At 72.9% G+C, this 22,760-nt stretch carries 17 protein-coding genes; 8 read left to right on the top strand and 9 right to left on the bottom strand.

The genetic code is table 11. The features are described from left to right. Positions 1-162 precede the first annotated feature (162 nt). The 4 genes from JQX11_RS17055 to JQX11_RS17040 all read right to left on the bottom strand — a co-directional run bounded on the left by JQX11_RS17055 (position 163) and on the right by JQX11_RS17040 (position 5,294). On the bottom strand, positions 163-1,482 hold the full coding sequence (locus JQX11_RS17055) for a CE1 family esterase (RefSeq protein ID WP_232377971.1): 1,320 nt from the start codon (positions 1,480-1,482) through the stop codon (positions 163-165). Between the two features lie 625 nt (positions 1,483-2,107). Further along, the gene (locus JQX11_RS17050; RefSeq protein WP_204925922.1) at positions 2,108-3,367 is read right to left on the bottom strand and encodes an ABC transporter permease; all 1,260 of its coding nucleotides are present in this window, start codon (positions 3,365-3,367) and stop codon (positions 2,108-2,110) included. Continuing rightward, a complete protein-coding gene (locus JQX11_RS17045; protein WP_204925993.1) occupies positions 3,364-4,020 on the bottom strand; it encodes an ABC transporter ATP-binding protein in 657 nt (218 codons plus the stop codon). The genes JQX11_RS17050 and JQX11_RS17045 overlap by 4 nt, the downstream gene beginning before the upstream one ends. Before the next feature lie 26 nt (positions 4,021-4,046). Next, a complete protein-coding gene (locus JQX11_RS17040) occupies positions 4,047-5,294 on the bottom strand; it encodes an efflux RND transporter periplasmic adaptor subunit (RefSeq protein WP_204925921.1) in 1,248 nt (415 codons plus the stop codon). A gap of 89 nt (positions 5,295-5,383) precedes the next feature. Between JQX11_RS17040 and JQX11_RS17035 the strand changes: the two genes are divergently transcribed. The 4 genes from JQX11_RS17035 to JQX11_RS17020 all read left to right on the top strand — a co-directional run bounded on the left by JQX11_RS17035 (position 5,384) and on the right by JQX11_RS17020 (position 8,899). Beyond that, entirely contained in the window at positions 5,384-5,950 is a 567-nt protein-coding gene (locus tag JQX11_RS17035; RefSeq protein WP_204925920.1) for a hypothetical protein, read from the top strand. A gap of 210 nt (positions 5,951-6,160) precedes the next feature. Next, positions 6,161-6,940, top strand: coding sequence for a SigB/SigF/SigG family RNA polymerase sigma factor (locus JQX11_RS17030; RefSeq protein ID WP_204925919.1), 780 nt, complete (start codon positions 6,161-6,163; stop codon positions 6,938-6,940). Positions 6,941-6,972: 32 nt separating this feature from the next. After that, positions 6,973-7,524 carry a hypothetical protein gene (locus tag JQX11_RS17025; protein ID WP_204925918.1) on the top strand — a complete coding sequence of 184 codons (552 nt, stop codon included), beginning with the start codon at positions 6,973-6,975 and terminating at the stop codon, positions 7,522-7,524. Between the two features lie 127 nt (positions 7,525-7,651). Next, the gene (locus JQX11_RS17020; protein WP_204925917.1) at positions 7,652-8,899 is read left to right on the top strand and encodes a PP2C family protein-serine/threonine phosphatase; all 1,248 of its coding nucleotides are present in this window, start codon (positions 7,652-7,654) and stop codon (positions 8,897-8,899) included. Positions 8,900-8,905: 6 nt separating this feature from the next. On the opposite strand, the gene JQX11_RS17015 is transcribed toward JQX11_RS17020, so the two are convergent. Next, positions 8,906-9,253 (bottom strand): STAS domain-containing protein, encoded by a 348-nt coding sequence (locus JQX11_RS17015; protein ID WP_204925916.1) that lies wholly within the window; start codon positions 9,251-9,253, stop codon positions 8,906-8,908. A 346-nt stretch (positions 9,254-9,599) separates the two neighbouring features. Here JQX11_RS17015 and JQX11_RS17010 point away from each other — a divergent pair, with 346 nt between their 5' ends. After that, the gene (locus JQX11_RS17010) at positions 9,600-12,149 is read left to right on the top strand and encodes an FIMAH domain-containing protein (protein ID WP_232377970.1); all 2,550 of its coding nucleotides are present in this window, start codon (positions 9,600-9,602) and stop codon (positions 12,147-12,149) included. A gap of 179 nt (positions 12,150-12,328) precedes the next feature. On the opposite strand, the gene JQX11_RS17005 is transcribed toward JQX11_RS17010, so the two are convergent. Further along, entirely contained in the window at positions 12,329-13,000 is a 672-nt protein-coding gene (locus JQX11_RS17005; protein WP_204925915.1) for a DUF305 domain-containing protein, read from the bottom strand. A 261-nt stretch (positions 13,001-13,261) separates the two neighbouring features. Between JQX11_RS17005 and JQX11_RS17000 the strand changes: the two genes are divergently transcribed. Beyond that, positions 13,262-16,255 carry a 3-keto-alpha-glucoside-1,2-lyase-like domain-containing protein gene (locus JQX11_RS17000; RefSeq protein ID WP_204925914.1) on the top strand — a complete coding sequence of 998 codons (2,994 nt, stop codon included), beginning with the start codon at positions 13,262-13,264 and terminating at the stop codon, positions 16,253-16,255. A 256-nt stretch (positions 16,256-16,511) separates the two neighbouring features. After that, the gene (locus tag JQX11_RS16995; RefSeq protein WP_204925913.1) at positions 16,512-17,651 is read left to right on the top strand and encodes a hypothetical protein; all 1,140 of its coding nucleotides are present in this window, start codon (positions 16,512-16,514) and stop codon (positions 17,649-17,651) included. Positions 17,652-17,702: 51 nt separating this feature from the next. On the opposite strand, the gene JQX11_RS16990 is transcribed toward JQX11_RS16995, so the two are convergent. Continuing rightward, positions 17,703-18,917 (bottom strand): PP2C family protein-serine/threonine phosphatase, encoded by a 1,215-nt coding sequence (locus JQX11_RS16990; protein ID WP_232377969.1) that lies wholly within the window; start codon positions 18,915-18,917, stop codon positions 17,703-17,705. A 136-nt stretch (positions 18,918-19,053) separates the two neighbouring features. Between JQX11_RS16990 and JQX11_RS16985 the strand changes: the two genes are divergently transcribed. After that, positions 19,054-19,443 carry a DUF1304 domain-containing protein gene (locus tag JQX11_RS16985; protein WP_204925912.1) on the top strand — a complete coding sequence of 130 codons (390 nt, stop codon included), beginning with the start codon at positions 19,054-19,056 and terminating at the stop codon, positions 19,441-19,443. Positions 19,444-19,523: 80 nt separating this feature from the next. On the opposite strand, the gene JQX11_RS16980 is transcribed toward JQX11_RS16985, so the two are convergent. Next, the gene (locus tag JQX11_RS16980) at positions 19,524-20,207 is read right to left on the bottom strand and encodes a response regulator (RefSeq protein ID WP_204925911.1); all 684 of its coding nucleotides are present in this window, start codon (positions 20,205-20,207) and stop codon (positions 19,524-19,526) included. Then, complete coding sequence (locus JQX11_RS16975) at positions 20,204-22,744, bottom strand: DUF4118 domain-containing protein (protein WP_204925910.1); 2,541 nt, start codon at positions 22,742-22,744, stop codon at positions 20,204-20,206. Before JQX11_RS16975 ends, JQX11_RS16980 begins: the two co-directional genes overlap by 4 nt. Between the last annotated feature and the right edge of the window lie 16 nt (positions 22,745-22,760).

Raw genomic sequence — 22,760 nt, 5'->3', positions numbered from 1 at the left:
CGGATCATCGCAGGCCCGGGTACCCGCCACTGCTGCCACTATCGCGTAATTGCCAGTCTATGGCAATAAGCCCCGCCGCGCGGCACGCCCGCCACACCGACCGGCCCGGAACGGACGGCGGGCCCGGAGCCGGGTGGCTCCGGGCCCTGAGGGCGTCCGTGGTCAGGAGATGGCGCAGGTGATGTTGCCGGGCGGCGGGGTGCCGTTGCCGGTGGCGGTGAACCCGAAGGTGGTCGAGCCGTTGGGCGCCAGCGCGCCGTTGTAGGCGGCGTTGCGGACGGTGACGTTGCCGGTGGTGCCGGTGTTGACGCCGTTCCAGACGCTGCTGATCGCCTGGCCGCTGCCGAAGCTCAGGCCCACGGCCCAGCCGGTGATCGCACCGGAGCTGGTGTTGGCCACGGTGACCTCACCCTGGAAACCGCCGGGCCAGCTGTTGACCGCCTTGTAGGTGGCGGTGCAGCCGCCGGGCCCGCTGGTGGGCGGAGGAGTGGTCGGCGGAGGAGTGGTCGGCGGGGCGGTGGTGGGCGGCGGGGTCGTCGGCGGAGCGGTGGTCGGCGGGGGCGTGGTCGGCGGCGTGGTGGACTGGAACTGGCTGAAGAAGCGCCAGATCTCCCCCGAGGTCCAGGTCCGCGAGTCGTTGGGGGTGCCCGACCCGTCGACCGGGCTGGGGGTGTGGTCACCGTCGAACGCGGCCCACTGCACCGGGAAGCCGGAACGGCAGCCCGAGTAGACGGTCGTGATGTGGGTGAAGGTGTTCAGGCCCGGCTCGCGCGGGCTCTGCGCGGTGCACCCGTTGTTCCGGACGAACGTGTCGCGCAGCGACCGGCCCATCGAGATGTTCAGCACGCTGTCGTGGGTGCCGTGGATGCCGAAGTACGGCACCGGCTGGGTGCCGCCGTTGCAGCCACTGAGCTGGGCGCCGGACAGCACGGCGACCGCGCGCACGACGGTGGGCCGGGCGCAGGCCACCGCGTAGCTCATCGCGCCGCCGTAGCTCCAACCCAGCACGAACCGCTGGGTGGTGTCCACGCACAGGTCGTTCTCGACCTGCCGGAGGATGTCGTCGAAGAGGGTCAGGTCCCGGCCGTTGGTGTTGGCCCAGCCGGCGTCGATGCCCTGCGGGGCGACGAAGATCGTGCTGTTGTTGGACAGCGGCAGCAGGCCGTAGTAGCCGGCCGAGGAGACGTTCTGCGCCGAGCCGTTCAACCAGTGGAAGCCGACGACCAGCCGGTACTGGCGGTTGCGGTCGTAGCCGTCCGGAATCCGCAGGATGTAGCTGCGGTTCTGCCCGCTGCTGGTGATCGTGCGCGTCCCGTTGCTCAACGTGGGGGCCTTGCCGCAGCCCGCCGTCGCCGCGAGGGTGCCGTTCGTGGCCGCCTCCGCCGTCGCGGAGAGGCCGCCGTTCAGCGCGCCGCCGACGGTCGCCGCGAGCAGGACGGCCGCGGCGGCGATGGTCGGGAGTAGGTGTCTGTGTCTGACCATTGCTTGGCTCCTTGCCATGGGTCTGGTGTCCCGGTGGTGATACGCGGAGTCGACCCGGCGATGGCCGGCGGGGACGGCAGGATGCGGTGGACACCCGCACCCCGTCTCCTCGCCCGGGCGGGGCGACTCGGGTGGGCGGACGCGCCCGTTCGGCGCGGACGGCACGACGGCTCGGTGCAGCGGCCCGGATCTGGTCGTCGACCGGCAGGGCGGCGCGAGGGGATGCCCTCGTGTGCCGCTGCCAACGGACTCCGACGACGGGGAGCGTGCCCTTCGCTCCCGGCCGAAAGATAGCAGGTTATCGATAACATGCTCAACCGGACGGGCAGCGTCGACTGCGGGCACATCCTCGACCGACCCGCCGACGGCAGGGGCTGACCTGCGCCGGGACGGGCCGACCGACCCCGGGACCGGCAGCCGTGGTCGAAACTATCGGAGGCACCGGCTCGTAACTTTCTGGAGCCGGCCGGTCGACGGATGTGACCGTTAACGGCAGCGGACAGCCGGGCGCGGGCGACCCGGCCGTCCACTGCGGCACCCGCCCGGTCGGGAGGGACGCCCGACCGGGCGGCGGGTCCGGACCGGTGGCCGGACCCCGCCGCACCGGACCCGCCGCCGGCCCGGCTCAGATGCTGGCGAGCGCCTCGGTCGGCGGCAGGGCGGCGGCCCGCATCGACGGGTAGACGCCGGCCACCACGCCCACCACCGCCGCGCCGCCCAGCCCGGCCAGCGTCGAGGCGAGCGGGATCACCACCGGCCACTGGTGGTACGCGGCGTAGCCGGCGGTGACGGCCAGCCCGAGCAGCGTCCCGACGACCCCGCCCAGCGATGCCAGTGCCACCGACTCGGTGAGGAACTGGCCGCGGATCTGCCCACGGTGGGCACCGAGCGCGCGTCGCAGACCGATCTCGGCCCGCCGTTCCAGCACCGAGATGACCATCGTGTTGGCCACCCCGATCCCACCCACCAGCAGCGCCACCGCCGCCAGGGCCAGGAACAGCGACGAGAAGGCGTTCTCGGTGGCGCGCTTCGCGGCCAGCGCGTCGGAGGGGCGGCTGACCAGCACGTCGGCCGGGCTCTGCGGGTTGACCGTCTCGGGCAGCACCGCCCGGACCTGCTCCACCGCCGGCTCCAGCGACCGGACGTAGAGCACCGTGGGATGCCCGTCGAAGCCCAGCTCGGACTGTGCGGCCGGCCAACCGACCAGCACCGAGCGGTCGATGTCCGGCAGCAGCGGGACGGTGGCCAGGATGCCGACCACGGTGAACCACCGGTCGCCGATCATCACCTGCTGGCCGGGTCCGCCCCCCGCGGGCACGTCGCGCACGCCCAGCCGGGCCGCCGCGACCGCGCCGAGCACCACGGTGGGGAAACGCGCCGTCGCCGAGGTGAGCCAGCTTCCGTGCTGGACCCGGGCGTTGATGATCGGGAGCAGGTCGAGCTGGCTGGCCAGCACCGTCAGACCGGAGCCGTCGACGGGGTCGGTACGGTCGGAGCGGCGGACCAGCCGGTGGGTGTTGGCGACCGCGCTGACGCCGGTCACCGGCCCCACCCGCCGGACCATGGCGGTCGACTCCTTCGGCAGCAGCGCCGGTGGGTCCTGGTCGGGCAGCGCCCGCACCTCCAGCATGTTCGTGCCGAGCGCGGACAGTTCCCGCATCAGCTGGGCCTGGCTGGAGGCCGGGATGCCGGTGACCACGATCATCGTGGCGATTCCGATGGCGATGCCGAGCGCCGACAGCGCGGCCCGGGTGCGCCGGGTACGGATACCGAGCAGCCCCAGCCCGAGCAGGTCGGTCACGGCCAGCCGGACCGGCCTGGCGGCCTCGCGGGCCGTACCCGGATGCGCCCGGTGCGGCGTACCCCCGGTGGTGGGTGTGCTCATCGGGGCGTCACCACCCGGCCGGAGTCGGCGACCAGGTGGCCGTCGCGCAGCTCCACCCGGCGGGGCAGGCGGGCGGCGATGTCCCGGTCGTGGGTGATCACGGCGATGGTGGTGCCCTCGGCGTGCAGCCGGTACAGCAGCTCCAGGACGGCCCGGCCGGTACGGGTGTCCAGCGCGCCGGTGGGTTCGTCGGCGAGCAGCAGCGCGGGCTGGTGGACCAGGGCGCGGGCGATCGCCACCCGCTGCCGTTCCCCGCCGGAGAGCTGGTGCGGCAGGTGGGTGACGCGGTGCGCCAGTCCGACCCGGTCCAGCGCGGCGAGGGCCAGTGGCCGGCGGTCCCGGCGGGGCACCCCGGCGTAGAGCAGACCGGTGGCGACGTTCTCGGCGGCGGTGAGCCCGGCGGCGAGGTGGAACTGTTGGAAGACGAAGCCCAGCCAGCGCCCGCGCAGCGCGGACAACTGCCGGTCGGAGAGCCCGGCGACGTCGAGGCCACCGAGGTGCACCGTGCCGGAGGTCGGCCGGTCCAGCGTGCCCATGATGTGCAGCAGCGTCGACTTGCCGGAGCCGGACGGGCCGACGATGGCCAGCATCTCGCCCCCGGTGATGTCGAGCGAGACGCCGGCGAGGGCGGTGACCCCACCCGGGTAGCGCATGGCGGCGTCGCGTACGGCCAGCACGGTCACGAGGCGGTCACCACCGCGAGGTCCTCGGTGATCCCGTCGCCGGAGACCTCCACCATGCCCTTGGCGAACATGCCGGTGGTGACGGCGACGAACCGTCCACCGTCTGCCAGTTGCAGCGCGTAGCCGCCCTCGCTGAGCGCCACCAGCGCGCCGACGGGTACGGCGAGGACGCCCTCCCGGGTCTCGCCGGCCAGGTCGACCTGCACGTCGGCGGCGTCGATCCCGGTCGGGTCGTCGTCCACGGTCACCGTGACGGCCCGCTTCGGCGTGCCGGTCGGGCCGGCGTTGTCGTCCTGGGTGACGGCGGTGGCGACCGCCGAGACGGTGCCGTCGACGGTCTTGTCGCCCGGCAGCGTCACCGTCACCCGGTCGCCCCGCTGGATGGTGCCGGCCTCGGCCGCCTCGGCCTGGACGGTGATCACCTTCGCGGTCGGCGTGACGGTCAACAACGGCGTCTCGGCGGGGTCCCCGCGCAGCGCGGTGACGGCGTCGACCCGGACCGCGCCGGGCAGCACCGCCACGTCGCCGACGGCGATCCGGCCGGTCACCGGCAGTTCGGCGTCCTGCTGCCAGCGCTTGATGGCCCGCATCAGCGAGCCGGTCAGCACCCCCTCGCCCTTGCGGACGACGACCCGGGCCGGGGCGGCGGCCGTCGGCGTGGGTGCCGCCGCGCCCTGCCCGGAGGTGCCCCTGTCCTGCTCCGGTGCCGTCTGCTGACCGGTGGGCGGGACGGAGGTGGCGGGCTTCACCGGTCGGGAGACCTTCTCCCCCGGTACGGGCTGGTAGCCGATCTCGTACCCCAACGCCTTGAGGTTGGTGGCGACGACCCGCACGTCGCGGCCGACCGTGCCGGGTTCGGCCAGGTCGCGGTAGAGCGGCAGGCCGCCGTAGAACAGCGGCACCGGCCGGTCGTCGATCCGGTAGAGCTGCTTGCCCCGGGTGACCGTCGCGCCGGCCGCCGGCAGCCAGGTGACCGTCCCGCTGCGGCCGCCCTTCACCGGCTCCGCCCGCCCGTACCCGAGGGTGCCGGTCAGCGACACGGTGGTGGCGAGGTCGGTCCGTACGACGGTGGTGGTCTGCACCGGGACCGGCGGGTCCCCGCCGGCCGTGGCCGGAGCACGGTGGACGGACCAGACGACGCCGCTGGCGACGACCGCCACCACCAGGGTCAGCACGGCCGGGACGACGACGCGTCGGCCGGTACGGCGCGGTGGGCTCTGCGCTGGTGACTGTTCTGTTGACACACCGCGAGCATGGCGACGGTTCTTCAGAAACCTGTCAGGTCCGCCGAATCCACACGGGTTCCTGACATCACGCCCCGACCGTGGGCAGCATGTCGCACACGTTCCTCACCCCGGCCCGTCGCTTCGCCCTACCGGCACTGGTGGTCGGTTGCCTGCTCGCCGGTTGTTCCGCCGCCCCGACCGACGACCGGGTCGACGGCTCACGGGTGGCCTCGGTGCAGAGCCCCACCACAAGCGCCACCGGTCGCGCCGACGTCGAGGACCGGCGTCCGCTGATCCCCCTCGACGCCACCAACGACGAGATCGAGGCCCTGCGGGCGGTCTGGGGACGGTGTGTGGCGAAGGAGGGCGGCCCCGGCTACGAGGACGGCCGCAGCGTGATCTGGAGGGAGAGCCAGAACGACCCGAAGGCGAAGCGGGTCCGGGCGGCGTGCCGGTCGACGGAGCCGGAGTTCTTCGAGGAGCGCCAGAAGCGTACGGACAACGCGGCGTTCCGGGACAACCAGCGCGAGTGGTACCAGTGCGCCAAGAAGGCCGGTTACCGGTTGACCACGCCCGACGAGGACGGCGAGTTCGGGATCACCGAGGTCGGCCCGAACGGTGACTTCCAGTCGCCCAAGATGACGGCGTGCCGGCGGGAGGCGTTCAGCCACTGACCGGGCACCGGGCGACCCACCAGCCAAATATCAACCGTTCGTCTGGTAATTACCAGTCCGTTCGGGTAGCGTCGCATCCAACAGATGGATGACATGACGCGGTGACCGTGCCCGTGATCGTGACCCTGCGACAGCGCGCAGCCCGTCCGCGTGCTCCGGCGTCAGCCGATGTGTCGCCTCCGATCAGCGGGCACCTGCGGAAGGTCCAGCATGCTCAGCACCTCCGAACCGGTCCTCGACCCGAACGGCACCACCGCCGACGAGCTGGTGGCCGCGATGGCGGCCCTGCCGGCCGACGATCCGCGTCGGCCGGCCCTGCGGGAACGCGCCATCGAGGCGTGGCTGCCGCTCGCCCGGCACCTGGCCCGCCGCTACGCCGGGCGCGGCGTCCAGGACGACGACCTCATCCAGACCGCGGCGGTCGGGCTGATCAAGGCGGTCGACCACTTCGACCCGGCCCGGGGCGTCGCCTTCACCGGGTACGCCATCCCCACCGTCATCGGCGAGATCAAGCGGTACTTCCGGGACCGCACCTGGTCGGTGCGGGTCCCCCGCCGGCTCCAGGAGCTGCGCCTGGCGATCAGCGAGGCGAACGGCACCCTCGCCCACACGCTGGGCCGGTCGCCGACCGTCGCCGACATCGCCGGCTACCTCGACCTGTCCGAGGAGACCGTCCTGGAGGGTCTGGAGGGGGCCCGCGCCTACCGGGCGACCTCGCTGTCCACCCCCATCGGCACCGACGGCGGCATGGAACTCGCCGACACCCTCGGCGCCGAGGACCACGACCTCGAACTCGTCGAGATCCACGTCGCCCTCGGCCCCGCCCTCGCCGCCCTGCCGGAACGCGAACGCCTGATCCTGACCCTGCGGTTCCACGGCAACCTGACCCAGTCGGAGATCGCCGACCGGGTCGGCATCTCCCAGATGCACGTCTCCCGGCTGATCAGCCGGGCGCTGGCCACGCTGCGCGGCCGGCTCGCCGACGGGTGAGTACGGCGGGCGGCCACGGGTAATCCGCGCCCATGGCGCGCTACACGAAACCCGAGCTGCGCGAGCAGCTCAAGGAGGAGATCCGGGCCGGCGACCGGGGTGGGCGACCGGGGCAGTGGTCGGCGCGCAAGTCGCAACTGCTGACCCGCGAGTACCAGCAGCGCGGCGGCGGCTACCAGGGCCCGCGGGACGAGCGGCAGCAGTCCCTGCGTCGCTGGGGCGACCAGAAGTGGCGGACCAGGCAGGGCACCACCCGGGCCCGGCACGACGGCGAAACCGACAGGTACCTGCCCGACAAGGCATGGAAGCAGCTCTCCCCGCAGCAGCAGCGGGCCACCGACGCGCGCAAGCGCCGGGCGTCGGCCTCCGGCCGGCAGTACGTGGCCAACACCGGCCCGGCCAGACGCGCACGTCGCAACGTCACCTCGGGTGGTTCGCTGACCGAGCTGACCGTGGCCGAGGCGACGAAGCACGTCCGCGACCTCGACACCGCACAGCTGCGGGCCGCCCTGCGGGCCGAACGCCGGGGCAGGGGCCGTAGGACGCTGATCAGTCGGCTGGAGTCCGCGCTGGCCCGCCGCTGACCGGACCATCCGGCCGCGGCCGTCGGGTCACCGCCCGTACGGCGGCCCGGGGCGGGACCGCTACCGCCCGGTCGCCGGGCCGGTCGCCCGTGAGGCGGCCGGCACCGGGAGTGCATATGCTCCACAGATGGAGGACAGCGAGCAGATCGTGCTGGCCGAGATGCTGCAGTCGGCCGAGGACGCCGCGCCGGTCGAGGCGGTCGAGGCGGTGACCGGGGCGATCGCCACGGCGCTGGACGCGCTCGGTGTCTCCCTGCTGATCGCCGACCTCAGCGGCCGGGCCCTGGTCCGGCTCACCCATCAGCCGGGCGTCGCCGGGCCGGGTCGCCGCCAGGGTGAGGAACTCGCCGAGGTGCTGCCCCTCGACGGCGGCCCCTACGAGCAGGCGGTCCGTCACCAGGTCCCCCGGGTGCTTCCCGGCGACGGACGGTGGACACTGCTCGCCCCGGTCACCGAGCGTGGTGAGGCCATCGGCCTGCTGGAGATCGACCTGCCCGACGAGCCGGACGCCGAGGTGATCGAGCGGGTCGCCCGTACGGCGCACGCGCTGGCGTTCGTGGTGATCGCCAACCGGCGGCACACCGACCTGTTCGAGTGGGGGCAGCGCAGCACCCCGTTCACCCTCTCCGCCGAGATCCAGCGTCGGCTGCTGCCCGCCTCGTTCACCTGCGAGGCCGGGGCGTTCGCCCTCTCCGGCTGGTTGGAGCCGGCGGCGAGCGTCGGCGGGGACACCTTCGACTACAGCGTGGCCCGGGACGCGCTGCACCTCAGCGTCACCGACGCGATGGGCCACGGGGTCGCCAGCGCGTTGACCGCCACCCTCGGGGTGGGCAGCCTGCGCAACACCCGCCGCCGGGGGATGGGCCTCACCGGGCAGGCCGAGGAGGCCAACCGCGCCATCGCCGCGCACGCCAACGTCCGTGGCGCGTACGTGACGGCGGTGCTGGGCCGGATCGACCTGCCCACCGGGCGCTGCGAACTGCTCAACGCCGGGCACGTCCCGCCGATGCTGGTCCGCGACGGCCGGACCACGATGCTGGAGCTGCCCGGCAACTTTCCGCTGGGCATGTTCCCCGAGGCGGGGTTCCGCAGCGGGGAGGTCGTCCTGCGGCCCGGCGACCGGCTGGTCGTGGTCACCGACGGGATGCGCGAACGCAACGCCGCCGATCTCGACCTGCCCGCCGCCCTGCACGACATCGCGTCGTTGCACCCCCGCGAGGCGGTCCGGGCGCTGTCGGACGCGGCGCTGGCCACCGCCGGCCCCGAACTGGCCGACGACGCCACCCTGATGATCATCGACTGGTACGGCGACCACGGGCCGCGCCGCAGCACCGCCGGCGCGGACACCGACCGGGCCAGCGCCCCGTCCGGCTGAGGACGCTCACGCCACCGGGGCCGCCGCCTCGGCGTCGCGCACCGTGTCGAAGATGGCGATGACCTGGTCGACCGAGGTGATCGACAGCACGGTGCGGACCGACCTGCGCACCCCGGCCAGCCCCAGCCAGCCGTCGCGTTCCCGCAGCTCACGATAGGCGACCACCAGCGCGCCGAGGCCGCTGGAGTCCATGAACCCGACGCCTGTCAGGTCGACCACCACCACCCGGGTGCCACCCTCGACCACCTCGCGTAACCGTTCGCGCAACCGGGGCGTGGTGCTCATGTCGAGGTCACCGGCGACTTCGACCACCGTGCCGGCCCCCTCCCGGCGGGTCGACAGCGTGAATTCCACCTGAACCCCCTTCGTCGAGGCGTACCGGACATCCGGTGACGCGGTACCTCGTACCCACGGTGCCAGAAACCGAACATGAGCGCTCGGAGACGTCCGCCGGGTACGGGTACGTCCCGGCGGCAGCCGGCGACTCGACGAGTGGCGTAAGGACCGGGGCAGCGGCTCCTACGACTGTCGTGACCTGCGTGAGCACCCGGGAGCAATTGCGTACGGCTTGCCGCGCAAACGCGTACATAGCTCACATGGACATCTTGACCAGCACCGCACGGTCGGTACGGTCCTTACTCACGCGACGCGTTTCTCCCGATGTGGACGTCGCGGCTGGTCTTCGATCGGAAGGCGACACATGACAACTCCCCCAACCACCAGGGCACGCCGGGGTCGACGGACCCTCGGCCTGATAGCCGCGGGGCTGCTGCTGGCCGGCGCGTTCCCCGGCACCGCGTCGGCGGCGGAACCCGATCCGCGCGTCGGCCTCGGCGGCGGCTGGCTCGACGCACAGTCCGCGATCAGCAACCTGGAACACGTCGCGCACCGCGACAAGCCCGCCGGGTTCGTCGACCCGACGAACCCGGGTAACGGCGGGTACTACAACTCGGATCTCGCCTTCGGCGGCCGGTACGCCTTCCAGGGCAACTACAACGGGTTCACCATCGTCGACATCGCCGACCCGGCCGAGCCGACGCTGGTCACCAGCGTCGTGTGCCCCGGCGGGCAGGGTGACCTCTCGGTGCAGGGCAACCTGCTGTTCATGTCGGTCGAGGAGAGCCGGGGTCGGGTCGACTGCGGCACCAACCCCAACGTGGGCACCCGGTTCCAGGGGGTGCGGGTCTTCGACATCAGCGACGTCCGCAGCCCGGTGCAGGTGGCCGCCGTCCAACTCTGCCGTGGCTCGCACACGCACTCCGTGGTGACCGACCCCCGCGACGCCGACAACGTCTACGTCTACGTCTCCGGCACCACCTCGGTCCGCCCGGCGACCACGATGGAGGGTTGCAACAACAACGCCGCCGACGGGGAGAACCCGTCGCGGTGGCGGATCGACGTCATCAAGGTGCCGGTAGCCGCGCCGCAGGACGCCGCCGTGGTGAACCAGCCGAGGCTGTTCCAGGACCCGGTCACCGGTCGGGTCGACGGCCTCCAGAACGGCCCGGTCACGCCCCGGCACCCGTCCGGGTCGACCTGGTCGCCGACGCCGAACACCAACGCCTGCCACGACATCACCGCATACCCGGAGATCGGGCTCGCGGCCGGCGCGTGCCAGGGCAACGGCATTCTGATCGACATCTCGGACCCGGCGAACCCGAAGCGGATCGACGAGGTCGCCGACCCGAACTTCGCGTACTGGCACTCGGCGACGTTCAACAACGACGGCACCAAGGTGATCTTCACCGACGAGTGGGGCGGTGGCAGCGGCGCACGCTGCCGCGACACCGACCAGCCACAGTGGGGCGCCAACGCCATCTTCGACATCGTCGACAGGAAGATGACCTTCGCCAGCTACTACAAGCTGCCGGTGCCGCAGTCGCTGCAGGAGAACTGCGTCGCGCACAACGGCTCGCTGATCCCGGTGCCCGGCCGCGACGTCATGATGCAGGCCTGGTACCAGGGTGGCATCTCGGTGTTCGACTTCACCGACTCGAAGAACCCGCGCGAGATCGCGTACTTCGACCGGGGCCCGGTCAACCCGAACGCACTCGTGCTGGGCGGCTTCTGGTCGGCGTACTGGTACAACGGCAACCTGTACGGCAACGAGATCGCCCGCGGCTTCGACGTGTTCGCACTGAAGCCCAGCGCCCACCTGTCGGCGGCCGAGATCGAGGCCGCCGCCCAGGTGAAGCTCGCCGGGTTCAACGCACAGGGGCAGCCGAAGATCAGTTGGACGCCGAGCTTCGCGCTCGTCCGCGCGTACCACGACCAGGGGGTACGGGCCGGCGCGATCGACCCGGCGTTGAGCGCGGAGGTCGACACGACCCTGAGCCGGGCCAGCGGTTTCGCCGCCGAGGGCAAGCGGTTCGCCGCCGAGGCGCAACTGCGCACGCTCGCCGACCGGCTGGACGGCGCGGCGTACGGGACGCTCCGCCAGGCCGTGGTGGACCTCGCGGACACCTTCAACCCCCGGGTCTCCGCCACGGTGGGCCCGGCCGAGCCGACCGGTAACAACGGTTGGTACACCGGTGCCGTCACGCTCACCCTGACCGGCCTGATCCCCGGCATGTGGGCCGGCCAGTACTCCGTCGACGACGGCGTGACCTGGGTGGACGTGCCGGCCAGCGGCGTCGCCACGATCAGTGCCGAGGTCAGGGGTTCGGTGCGGTACCGGGCGGTCGACGGGTCCGGCAACACCTCGCGGCAGGGCAGCCAGTGGCTCAAGATCGACCGGACCGCTCCCGAGGTGCAGGTGTCCGGGCTGACCGACGGCACGGCGTACGGTGACTCCGGCACGGTAACGGTGGACTGGACGGTCACCGACACCGGCTCCGGGCCCGGCATCAACCCGGACAGCGCGCTGCTGGACGGCAAGCGGGTGGCCCGGGGGGCGACGGTCAACCTGTCCGGCCTCCCGCTGGGCAGCCACACCCTGACGGTGACCGCGAAGGACAAGGCCGGTAACACCACCAACCGGTCCGTCATGTTCACCACCACGACGTCCTTCGCCGACCTGCAGGCCCTCGTCGACGGTTACCGGTCCGCCGGCACCGTCAGCGCAGGCAACGCCGACAAGCTGACCACCAGCCTCGGCAAGGCCGGCGCGGCGGCCTCCGCAGGCCAGCCGGCGGAGGCGGTCGGGCACCTGACCACCTTCCTCGACCAGGCCGGCGCGCTCAACGCCATCGGGGCGCGCAACCTGCTGGTCCGCGACGCACGCGCGTTGATCGACCAGCTCGACGGGTAACCCGACCGGTCCGACGGACCGGCGGGTCATGCAGAACCGGGGCCTGCCCAGCGTCGCTGGGCAGGCCCCGGCCGCTCCCGGCTCCCTATGACGAGCCGACGCCGCCCATGGAGGCCGACCCCGGCCCTACGCGGGCCAGGCCGGGGGGCAGCCGGGCCTGCGCCGGGCGGGGCGGTGACTCAGCCCAGCTTGGCCAGCATCTGCTGCATTCGCTGGATCTCGATGCCCTGGTCGGCGTTGACCTCGCGGGCGAACTGGTCGCTCGCCGGTTCCAGGCCACCGCCGGCGGCGTACAACTGCTCCACCATGGTCAGTGCGCCCTGGTGGTGGCGGATCATCGCGGTGAGGAAGAGCCTGTCGAACTCCGCCCCACGTGCCTGCTTGAGCTGGTCGAACTGGGCGGAGGTGAGCATCCCCGGCATGAGCGCGTCGTGTGCCGCCCCGTCGTGGCCGCCGGCGGCCGGCACGTTGCGCTCGGCGAGCCAGGCGCGCATCCGGGCGATCTCGTCGCCCTGCGACACCTCGATCCGCTTGGCCAGCAGCGTCACGTCCGGGCTGGTGGTACGCCCGGCCAGCAACGCGGTCATCGCCAGGGCCTGGGTGTGGTGCGGGATCATGCCCTGCACGAACCGGCTGTCGGCGGCGGTGAACCCGGGCGGTGAGACCTGCGACAGGTCGGTGCCGGACAGTTGCCGTCCCGGTTGGCCGGGTGCGCCGGGCTGCACCACCCGCGACGTCGGCGGTTGGTACGCCGGATCGTCCCGGCCGGCCCAGACGGCGACGCCCACCGCCGCGCCGAGGACGGCCGTGGCGACCACACCGGAAACGACCACGCGACGGGGCAGCGGCACGGTTCACCTACCAGTCCTGGCTTGAGCTGCGCGGATTCCATGGGCATAGTGCCTCACCCCCGACCCCGGCGACCAGCCCACGAGCCGGTGGATTCGACCCACCCCCGGTCGACTTTTGCACAACCATCGAAAAGTTTCCCCGAATCGATTCAAAGTGTTAGTGTCTGCGATCAATCTTCGGTGTGACGCGTTCCATACCGAACCGCCAACGGGAGAAAGTGGCGCGGTCCCCCGGCCGGGCCCACCACCACTGGAGGCACCATGACCACCCCGCACCGGCGGCGCAGATCCGCGCTCGTGGCCGCCGGCACCGCCCTGGCGACCGTCCTCGCCACCGGGTCCGTCACCCCGGCCACCGCCGCCCCCGCCGCCGACCTGCCGCCCCAGGAACCCGGCGTCACCCTGCGCACGTACGACATGGGCACCCCGCTGTCGGCGCTGTGCACCCTCAAGCCCGCCCAGACGCCGAACGTCGACAAGCTGATGCCGCAGGTCAACTGGACCAGCACCGACGACTTCGGGCTCGCCGACCGGTTCGTCAGCCACGTCACCGGCAACCTCGCCGCACCCGTCGACGGCACCTACGCCTTCCGCCTCACCAGCGACGACGGCTCCCGACTGAGCATCGGCGACACCGTCGTCGTCGACCACGACGGGTTGCACGGGGAAACCGCCAAGGAGGGGTCGACCACCCTCACCGCCGGCCTGCACCCGCTGCGCATCGAGCACTTCGACGACGGCGGCGGCCAGGTGCTCCGGCTGGAATGGCGTCCGCCCGGCAGCGCCGACTTCACCCTCGTGCCGACCTCCGCGCTGAGCACCGACGCCGGGGTGGTCCGGGTCACCGCGCCGGGCTGGAAGTACTGCGAGGGGGCCACCGACGCGGCCGGCGACGGCCTGCCGCTCGACCGGGTACACCCCGGCTACACCCTCACCGACCTGCGCCCCGACGGGTTCCGGCCGCAGGTCACCGGGATGGCGTTCCGGCCCGACGGTGCGCTGGTGCTGAGCACCTGGGGCGGCACCGACAACGCCACCGGCGAGGTCTGGGTGGCCGAGGGCGCGACCGGCGCGACCGGCCCCGACCAGGTCACCTACCACCGGTTCGCCGACGGGCTGCGCGAGCCGCAGGGCGTCGCCGTGGTCGACGGCACCGTCTACGTCAGCCAGAAACACGAACTGACCGCGCTGCGCGACACCGACGACGACGGCGTCGCCGACGATCGGCGTACGGTCGCCACCTGGCCGTGGGGCGGCAACTTCCACGAGTTCGCGTTCGGCCTGCTCTACCGGGACGGGTTCTTCCACCTCAACCTGTCGGTCGCGATCAACCAGGGCGGGGCCACCACCGTGCCGCAGCCCGCGCCGAACCGGGGCACCTCGATCAGGGTCAACGCCCGGACCGGCAAGATCACGTACGTGGCCGGTGGGCTGCGTACCCCGAACGGGATCGGCTGGGGGCCGCGCGGCGAGGTCCTCGTCACCGACAACCAGGGCGGCTGGCTGCCCGCGTCCAAGCTGGTCCAGATCCAGCAGGGGGCGTTCTTCAACCACTACACCACCCCCGACGGGCCGTACGACGACAAGCCGGTGACCCGGCCGATCGTCTGGCTCCCGCAGAACGAGATCGGCAACTCCCCGTCCAGTCCGGTGCTGTTGACGCAGGGCCCGTACGCCGGGCAGCTCGTCGTCGGCGACGTCACCTACGGCGGCCTGCAACGGGTGTACCTCGACGAGGTAGAGGGGCAGTACCAGGGGGCGGTGTTCCGGCACACGCAGGGCCTGGAGGCCGGCGTCAACGAGGTCACCCTCGGCCCCGACGGCGCGGTCTACACCGGCGGCGTGGGGGCCGGCGGCAACTGGGGCCAGGAGGGCAAACTCAGCTACGGCCTACAGAAACTCACCCCCAACGGCACCTCGACCTTCGAGGTCAAGCAGATGCGCGCCACCGCCAACGGATTCGACCTGGAGTACACCGAGCCCATCTCGGCCGAGACGGCCGACCGGCTCGCCGAGGCGTACCAGGTGACGCAGTGGCGCTACGGGGCGACCAGCCAGTACGGCGGCCCCAAGCTCGACCTGGAGAAACTCACCGTGACCCGGGCGGTGCTGGCGGCCAACGGGCGCACCGTCCGGCTGCGGATTCCGGGCCTGAAGGAGAACCGGGTGGTGCACGTCCGCTCGCCGCGCCCGTTCTCCGCCGCCGACGGCGAGCAGCTGTGGAACACCGAGGCGTGGTACACGCTCAACGAGATCCCCGGCCGGGTGGCCCAGCCGCAGACCTTCTTCGAGGCCGAGGAGGGCCGTACCGTCGGCGTCGGGATGGCCACCGACCACGCCGCCTACTCCGGTGCCGGCTTCGCCGCCGGGTTCGCCGACGACGGCGCGTCGACCCGGATCTCCGTCGACGTCCCCGAGGCCGGCAACCACGACCTGGCGATGCGCTACAGCAACGGCCCGAACCCGTTCTCCGGCCCCAAGCAACTCAGCCTGTACGTCAACGGCAAGCGAATCGGGCAGACCGTCTTCCCGTCCACCGTCACCTGGGAGGAGTGGGGCACCGTCACCAGCAAGGCGCACCTGCGCCGGGGCCGCAACATCGTCGAGTACCGCAAGGAGAGCGCCGACTCCGGGCACGTCAACCTCGACGTGCTCGCCGTCCGGCCGCGCGGGGAACGGATCACCCTGTTCGGCGGCGGTGACCTCACCGAGTGGCAGCACACCGACGGCCGCGAACCGGAGTGGACGCTCGACGGCAACACCATGACCGTACGCGGCGGCGACCTGCGTACCGTGCAGGCGTTCGGCGACTTCCGGCTGCACGTCGAGTTCAACCTGCCGCTCTACCCGCCGGAGGTGACCGGCCAGCAGCGCGCCAACAGCGGCGTCTACCTCCAGGACCGCTACGAGATCCAGGTGCTCGACTCGTTCGGCATCGACCCGCCGCAGAACAACGACGCCGCCGCCATCTACACCCAGAAGGCGCCCGACGTGAACGCGGCCCGCCCGCCGCAGACCTGGCAGACGTACGACATCGAGTACCGGCAGGCCCGCTACGACGCGGCCGGCGTCAAGGTGGCGAACCCCCGGGTCACCGTGGTGTGGAACGGCGTCACCGTGCACGACGACGTGGAGATCCTCGGCCCGACCGGCGGCAGTCGGCCCGAGGGCCCGGCGGCCGGCGCGATCCGGCTCCAGGACCACGGCAACCCGGTCCAGTACCGCAACATCTGGATCAAGCCGCTGGACGGGTGATCCCGCCGCCGGCAGGGATGCGGCCGGGACCGCCGTGGCGGTCCCGGCCGCTTCGCGTCGCGGGTCGGCCGGCCGTCGCCGTGTGCGTGGACCGCCCGAAGCTGCCGGGAGCCCCGCGTCGACGGTACCGTCCTGATCGGACAGCAGGAGAGGACGACCGAAGGGGCGAGCCATGACGTCGGCGTGGTCACCCGCTCCCATCGGGATCGATGCCGACCGCTGGGTGACCCGGTCGGGCTGCCACACGGTGCTCGTCGTGACCCACACCCTCGCGAGCTGCCACCGGTTGCTCGACGTCATCGGGTACGTCGAGAGCGACCCCCGGGTGCAGGTGGTCTTCACCATCGCCCCGGACGTCTTCAACCACCGGGTGGAACAGCTCCTCGACGGGCTCGGCGCGCTCGTCCTGCCCTGGCAGCAGGCCGTCCGGGAACGCTTCGACCTCGGCCTCGCCGCCGCCCACGGCGGGCTGCACCAACTCCACGCGCCCCTGCTGCTGCTGGCCCACGGAGCCGGGCGCAGCAAGCGGGTGCGTTCCGGCCCGACCGCTGGACCGGCACCCGCCGACCGCCCCGTCTACGGTCTCGACGCGCAACGGCTCACCCACGACGGACGGGTGCTCCCGGCGGCTCTCGCCCTCTCCCACGATTACGAGGTGGAGGTGCTGCGACGGCAGTGCCCGCAGGCGCTCGGGACGGCGGTGGTCGTCGGTGACCCCTGCGTCGACCGGCTCGTCGCCAGCCTGCCCCACCGCCCGGACTACCGGCGGGCCATGGGGCTGAACGAAAACCAGGAACTCGTGGTGGTCGCCTCCACCTGGGGCCCGGACGGCAGCTTCGGACGTTGGCCCGACCTGCTACCGCAGGTGATGGCACAGCTCCCGGCCGAGCGCTACCGGGTCGCCGCGCTGCTGCACCCGGCGATCTGGGCCGCCCACGGGCACCGCCAGATCCGCGCCTGGCTCCGGAGCTGCCTCGACGCCGGGCTGCTGCTGCCCGGACCGAGCGAGGACTGGCGGGCCCCGGTGGTCGCCGCCGACCACGTCATCGGTGACCACGGCTCCGTCACCGCCTACGCCGCCGCCGTCGGACGTCGGACCCTGGTGCTCCCCGCCCCGGGGCCGACGCCCGCCCCCGGTACGCCGCAACATCTGCTCGCCCTCCACGCGCCCCGGCTGGACCCGCACCGGCCGCTGCTGCCCCAGCTCGCTCTCACCGGCGGGATCGACCCGGCAGCGGTGCTGGGCGCGTTGACCGCCCGCCCGGGCGACGCCGCGGTGCTGCTAAGGCGCACCATGTACCGCCTGCTCCAGCTCACCGAGCCCGACCGGCCCCAGCGGACCGACCCGGTGCCGGTGCCCCGCCCGAGCGACCGGGACACCGACCCGGCCGGGTGACCCCGTCGTCCGGTGCCGGGCCAGCCGGCCACCGCCCCGCGCCACGGCCGCTCACCCCTCCCGCGTCGGGTCCCCGGGCAGGTGGGGCAGTGGGGTACGCGGCGGACGCCACTCCAGCAGCAGCGACGTCGCGTCGTCGTCGAGCTGCCCCTCCTGGTAGGCAACCACCGCGCGCACCAACCGGCGCATCGTCTCCGGGGTGGCCAACTGGTCGTTGAGGGCCCGGTTGACGAAGTCGACGAGCCGCGTCAACCCGAACCGCTCCCCGTCGCCGCCCCGCGCGTCGGTGATGCCGTCGGTATAGGCGAGGATGCGGTCCCCGGGATGCAGCTCCTCCTCGTACACCTCGGGGCGCTGGGTCGTCAGGTGGCCCAGGCCGAGCGGTAGCGCGGTCGGGCCCGGCAGCTCCCGGATCGCCTTGCCGTCGCGCAGCAGCAGTGCGCCCGGGTGACCGGCGTTGATCACCCGGAGCCGGCCGGTGCTCGGCTCCAGCTCGATGAGGAGCGCCGTGGCGAACAGGTGCGGGTGCTCCGAACGTACCCATTTGTCGATGCTGAGGGCCGTGTCGACCAGGTCGAGTCCGCACCGGCGGGCGTTGCGGTAGGCGCTGACCACCAGTGAGGCCAGGGTGCTCGCCCGGATGCCGTGCCCGCAGGTGTCGAACAGCCCGACGCTGAGCACATCGCCGTTGAGCGCGTAGTCGAAGATGTCGCCGCCGACGTCGTAGCACGGTTCGAGGATGGTGGTGAGCACCATCTCGTCGGTGGCGAAGGTCAACGGCGGCAGCAGACCCCAGACGATCTCGGCGGCGACCTGCATCGGCAGCCGCCGCCGCAGCCGCTCGACGACGTCGCCGTACGGCCGGCGGTTCACCACCAGTTGACCGACGCAGGTCGCCAGCTCCCAGGCCGGCCCGTCGATGGCCCGCTCCCCGGCGGCCGGCGAGACGATCTCCAGCACGCCCATCCGCTCGCACCCGACGAGCAGCGGCACCCAGACCCGGTCCGGGCTGTCGGCGGCGCGTTGCACGTCGAGAGCGGTGAACGCCCGGCCGGCCAGGGTCGTCTCGATCGACAACTCACCCCGGTCGAGACCGGCACCGAGCAACGGTACGAGACTGGCCTGCTGGTAGTCCGCCAGGTAGATCACGATCTCGGTGGCGTCCATGGCTGGCGCGACCTGGTTCACCAGCATCGGCAGGTCGTCCGGCCCACCGCGGGGTGCGGCGAGTTGGAGCCAACGCACCGCGTCACCCGCGTCGAGCAACCTGAACCTCCCCCACGTCTCCCCCACCGTAGGAGGCGCACGGGAAACCCGCCACCACCTGATTCGGGGGCACGGCGGACAGGAAGAATGACGGTGGCGGACATCTCCGTTCCGCGCGAACCGAGGAGGCAGGGTCGTGGTCGTCGCAGGGCTCGTCCTGGCCGGCATCGCCGGCCTCATCCACGTCTACATCTTCTACCTGGAGTCCGTCGTCTGGACCAGCGCCCGCGCCCGCGCGGTCTTCGGCACCAGCCGCGAGGAGGCGGAGGTGACCCGGCAGCTCGCCTTCAACCAGGGCTTCTACAACCTGTTCCTGGCCGTCGCGATCGTCGTCGGCATCGTCGCGTACGCCATGGGCGCGCACGCCGTCGGCGCGACGCTGGTCTTCGTCGGTGCCGGGTCGATGATCGCCGCCGGGCTGGTGCTGCTGGTCTCGGCACCGTCGAAGGCCAGCGCCGCGCTCAAGCAGCTCCTCCCCCCGCTGCTCGCCGTCGTCGCCCTGGCGATCGGACTTGTCGCCGGATAGGGCACGACGCCCGGTGATGGAGGCGGGGCGTCGCCGGCCCGGTGACCGCCGGGGCACGGCCTGAGACAGGGCCGCGCCGGTCAGGGGCGGTAGCGGTAGCCCATGCCCGGCTCGGTGATCAGGTGCCGGGGCCGGGCCGGATCGTCCTCCAGCTTGCGCCGCAACTGCGCCAGGTACTGCCGCAGGTAGTTGGTCTCCTGCTGGTACTCCGGCCCCCACACCTCGTGCAGGAGCTGGCGTTGGCTGATCAGCTTCCCGGGGTTGCGCAGCAGCCGTTCCAGCACCGCCCACTGGGTGGGGGTGAGCCGGATCTCGGTGCCGTCGTCCCGGGTGACGGTGCGGGTGGCGAGGTCGACGGTGTGCCGGCCCACCCGGGCGGTGGCCGTCGCGTCGACGGGTGAGGAGGCGAGGCGGCGGGTGACGGCGCGGATGCGGGCGAGGAGTTCGTCCACCCCGAACGGCTTCGTGACGTAGTCGTCGGCACCGGCGTCGAGGGCGGCGACCTTGTCCGCGCTGCCGGCCCGCCCGGAGAGCACGATGACCGGGATCGTGGTCCAGCCCCGCAGGCCCCGGATGACCTCCACGCCGTCGAGGTCGGGCAGGCCCAGGTCGAGCACCACCAGGTCCGGCGGGTGGCCGGCGGCGGCTTTCAGCGCGGCCGTGCCGGTTTCGGCGACCTCGACGTCGTACCCCCGGGCACGCAGGTTGATCCGCAGTGCGCGGAGGATCTGTGGTTCGTCGTCGACGACCAGGATGCGGGTCACCGGTCCGGCCTCTCGTCGGCGGCGGGTAGCCGCAGCACCATGGTCAGCCCCCCGCCGGGGGTGGTCTCCGGGGTGATGCTGCCACCCATCGCCTCGGCCAGCCCTCGGGACAGCGCCAGTCCGAGCCCCACCCCGGTCTGGTTGTCCCGGTCGCCGAGGCGCTGGAACGGCAGGAAGACGTGCTCCCAGCGGTCCTCGGGGATACCGGGCCCGGTGTCGATGACCCGCAGCTCCACCTGCCCGGCGTGGGCGCTGGCGGTGATCGTGGGGGGCCGACCGACCGGGCTGTGCCGCAGCGCGTTGGCGACGACGTTGACCAGCACCCGTTCCAGCAGGCCCGGGTCGGCGTCGACGGCCGGCAGGTCGGCGGGGATGTCGGTGCGCACCTCGGCGGCGGCCGGCCCCAGCTCGTCCAGGGCCAGCGGTACGACGTCCTCCAGGCCGACCGCGGTGCGGGTGACGCCCAGCGCGCCGGCCTGCAACCGGCTCATGTCGAGCAGGTTCGCCACCAGCCGGCCGAGCCGGTCCAGTGACTCGTCGGCGGTGGCGAGCAGTTCGGCCCGGTCCTCCGGGTCGAACTCGACATCCGGGCTGCGCAGGCTGCTCACCGCCGCCTTCGCCGACGCCAGCGGCGTACGCAGGTCGTGGCTGACGGCGGCGAGCAGCGCGGTGCGCAACCGGTCGGCCTCGGCGAGCGGCCGGGCCGTGGCCGCCTCCTCGGCGAGCCGTTCCTGACGCAGCGCGACGGCGGCCTGCGCGGCGAACGCCTCGACGATGCGCCGGTCGGCGGCCTCCAGCCGACGGCCGCTGAGCACCACGGTCAGCCGCTCGTCGACCGGCACCGTGGTCTCCCCCGCGCCGGGGCTGCCGGCCGGATCCACCCCGACGCTGGCGACCCGACGCCACACGCCCTCCTCGTGGGCCCGGCCGGGCCGCCCCTGGGCGTCGGGGGCGAGTTCGAGCACGCTGACCGCGCGCAGCGCGAAGGTCTCCCGCAGCCGGTCCAGCAGCGCCGGCAGCGGTCGCTCGCCGCGCAGCACGCTGCCGGCGACGGTGGCCAGGGTCTGCGCGTCGGCGGCGGCGCGGGCCGCCTCCCGGGTACGCCGGGCCGCCACGTCCACCACCCAGCTCACCGCGACCGCCACCGCGACGAAGACGCCCAGCGCGAGCAGGTTGTCCGCCTCGGCGATGGTCAGCGTGCGGTACGGCGGGGTGAAGAACCAGTTCAGCAGCAGCGATCCGCCCAGCGCGGCGACCAGCGCCGGCCACAGCCCACCGACCAGCGCCACCCCGACCACCCCGGCCAGGAAGATCAGGATGTCGTTGGTCAGGGTGAGGTCCGGCAGCACCGACAGCAGCAGGGTGAGCAGCGGCAGGCCCAGCCCGGCGAGCGCGAACCCGAGCAGTCGACGTCGCCGGGACAGCGCCGCCGGCACCGCCGCCCCGCGCCGGCCCCGCCCGGCCTGCGGGTGGGTCACCAGGTGCACGTCGATCGCCCCGGAGCGGGCCGTGGTGGTGACGCCGACGCCTCGGGCGAACAGGTGGGCGAACCGGCCGCGCCGGCTCGCGCCGAGCACCAGTTGGGTGGCGTTGACCCCCCGGGCGAAGTCGAGCAGGGCGGCCGGGACGTCCGCGCCGAGCACCTGGTGGTAGCTGCCGCCGAGGCTCTCCACCAGGACCCGCTGCCGGGCGAGCTGGGCCGGGTCCGCCCCGGCCAGCCCGTCGTTGCGGGCCACATGCACGGCGAGCAGGTCGGCTCCCTTGCTCCGGGCGGCGATCCGGGCCGCCCGGCGGATCAGCGTCTCCCCCTCCGGGCCGCCGGTGAGGGCGACGACGACCCGTTCCCGGGCCTCCCAGGTGGCGGAGATGCCCTGCTGGGCCCGGTACCGGTCGAGCTGGTCGTCGACCTTGTCGGCCAGCCAGAGCAGGGCCAGCTCGCGCAGCGCGGTGAGGTTGCCGACCCGGAAGTAGTTGCCCAGCGCGGCGTCGATCCGGTCGGGCCGGTAGATGTTGCCGTGCGCCATCCGCCGGCGCAGCGCCTCCGGGGTCATGTCGACCAGTTCGACCTGCCCGGCGGCGCGGACCACGGCGTCCGGGACGGTCTCCCGCTGGGTGGTGCCGGTGATCCGGGCGACCACGTCGTTGAGCGACTCCAGGTGCTGCACGTTGACCGTCGACAGCACCGAGATGCCCGCGTCGAGCAGTTCTTGGACGTCCTGCCAGCGTTTCTGGTGCCGGGAGCCGGGCACGTTGGTGTGGGCCAGTTCGTCGACGACGACCAGCTCCGGGCGGCGGGCCAGCACGGCGTCGAGGTCCAGCTCGGTGAGGTCGGTTCCCCGGTAGCGCAGCGGGCGGCGGGGCAGCACCTCCAGGTCGCCGATCATCGCGGCGGTCTGCGGCCGGCCGTGCGTCTCCACCAGGCCGACCACCACGTCGGTGCCCCGCCCGGCCCGCCGCCGGGCCTCCTCCAGCATCGCGTACGTCTTGCCGACGCCGGGGGCGGCACCCAGGTAGATGCGCAGTTCACCTCGTGGCACGCGTCCATCCTCCCGC

Source organism: Micromonospora humida, assembly GCF_016901255.1.
Classification (GTDB): domain Bacteria; phylum Actinomycetota; class Actinomycetes; order Mycobacteriales; family Micromonosporaceae; genus Micromonospora; species Micromonospora wenchangensis.
The sequence above is the reverse complement of the archived record's forward strand: the minus strand, read 5'-3'. Positions and strand labels throughout refer to the sequence as shown.

Coding starts and splice junctions, on each gene's coding strand:
- JQX11_RS17000 (WP_204925914.1), top strand. CDS start 13,262: ATGACCACCCCGCACCGGCGGCGCAGATCCGCGCTCGTGGCCGCCGGC.
- JQX11_RS17050 (WP_204925922.1), bottom strand. CDS start 3,367: ATGAGCACACCCACCACCGGGGGTACGCCGCACCGGGCGCATCCGGGT.
- JQX11_RS17055 (WP_232377971.1), bottom strand. CDS start 1,482: ATGGTCAGACACAGACACCTACTCCCGACCATCGCCGCCGCGGCCGTC.
- JQX11_RS17045 (WP_204925993.1), bottom strand. CDS start 4,020: ATGCGCTACCCGGGTGGGGTCACCGCCCTCGCCGGCGTCTCGCTCGAC.
- JQX11_RS17025 (WP_204925918.1), top strand. CDS start 6,973: ATGGCGCGCTACACGAAACCCGAGCTGCGCGAGCAGCTCAAGGAGGAG.
- JQX11_RS17010 (WP_232377970.1), top strand. CDS start 9,600: ATGACAACTCCCCCAACCACCAGGGCACGCCGGGGTCGACGGACCCTC.
- JQX11_RS17020 (WP_204925917.1), top strand. CDS start 7,652: ATGGAGGACAGCGAGCAGATCGTGCTGGCCGAGATGCTGCAGTCGGCC.
- JQX11_RS17035 (WP_204925920.1), top strand. CDS start 5,384: ATGTCGCACACGTTCCTCACCCCGGCCCGTCGCTTCGCCCTACCGGCA.
- JQX11_RS17030 (WP_204925919.1), top strand. CDS start 6,161: ATGCTCAGCACCTCCGAACCGGTCCTCGACCCGAACGGCACCACCGCC.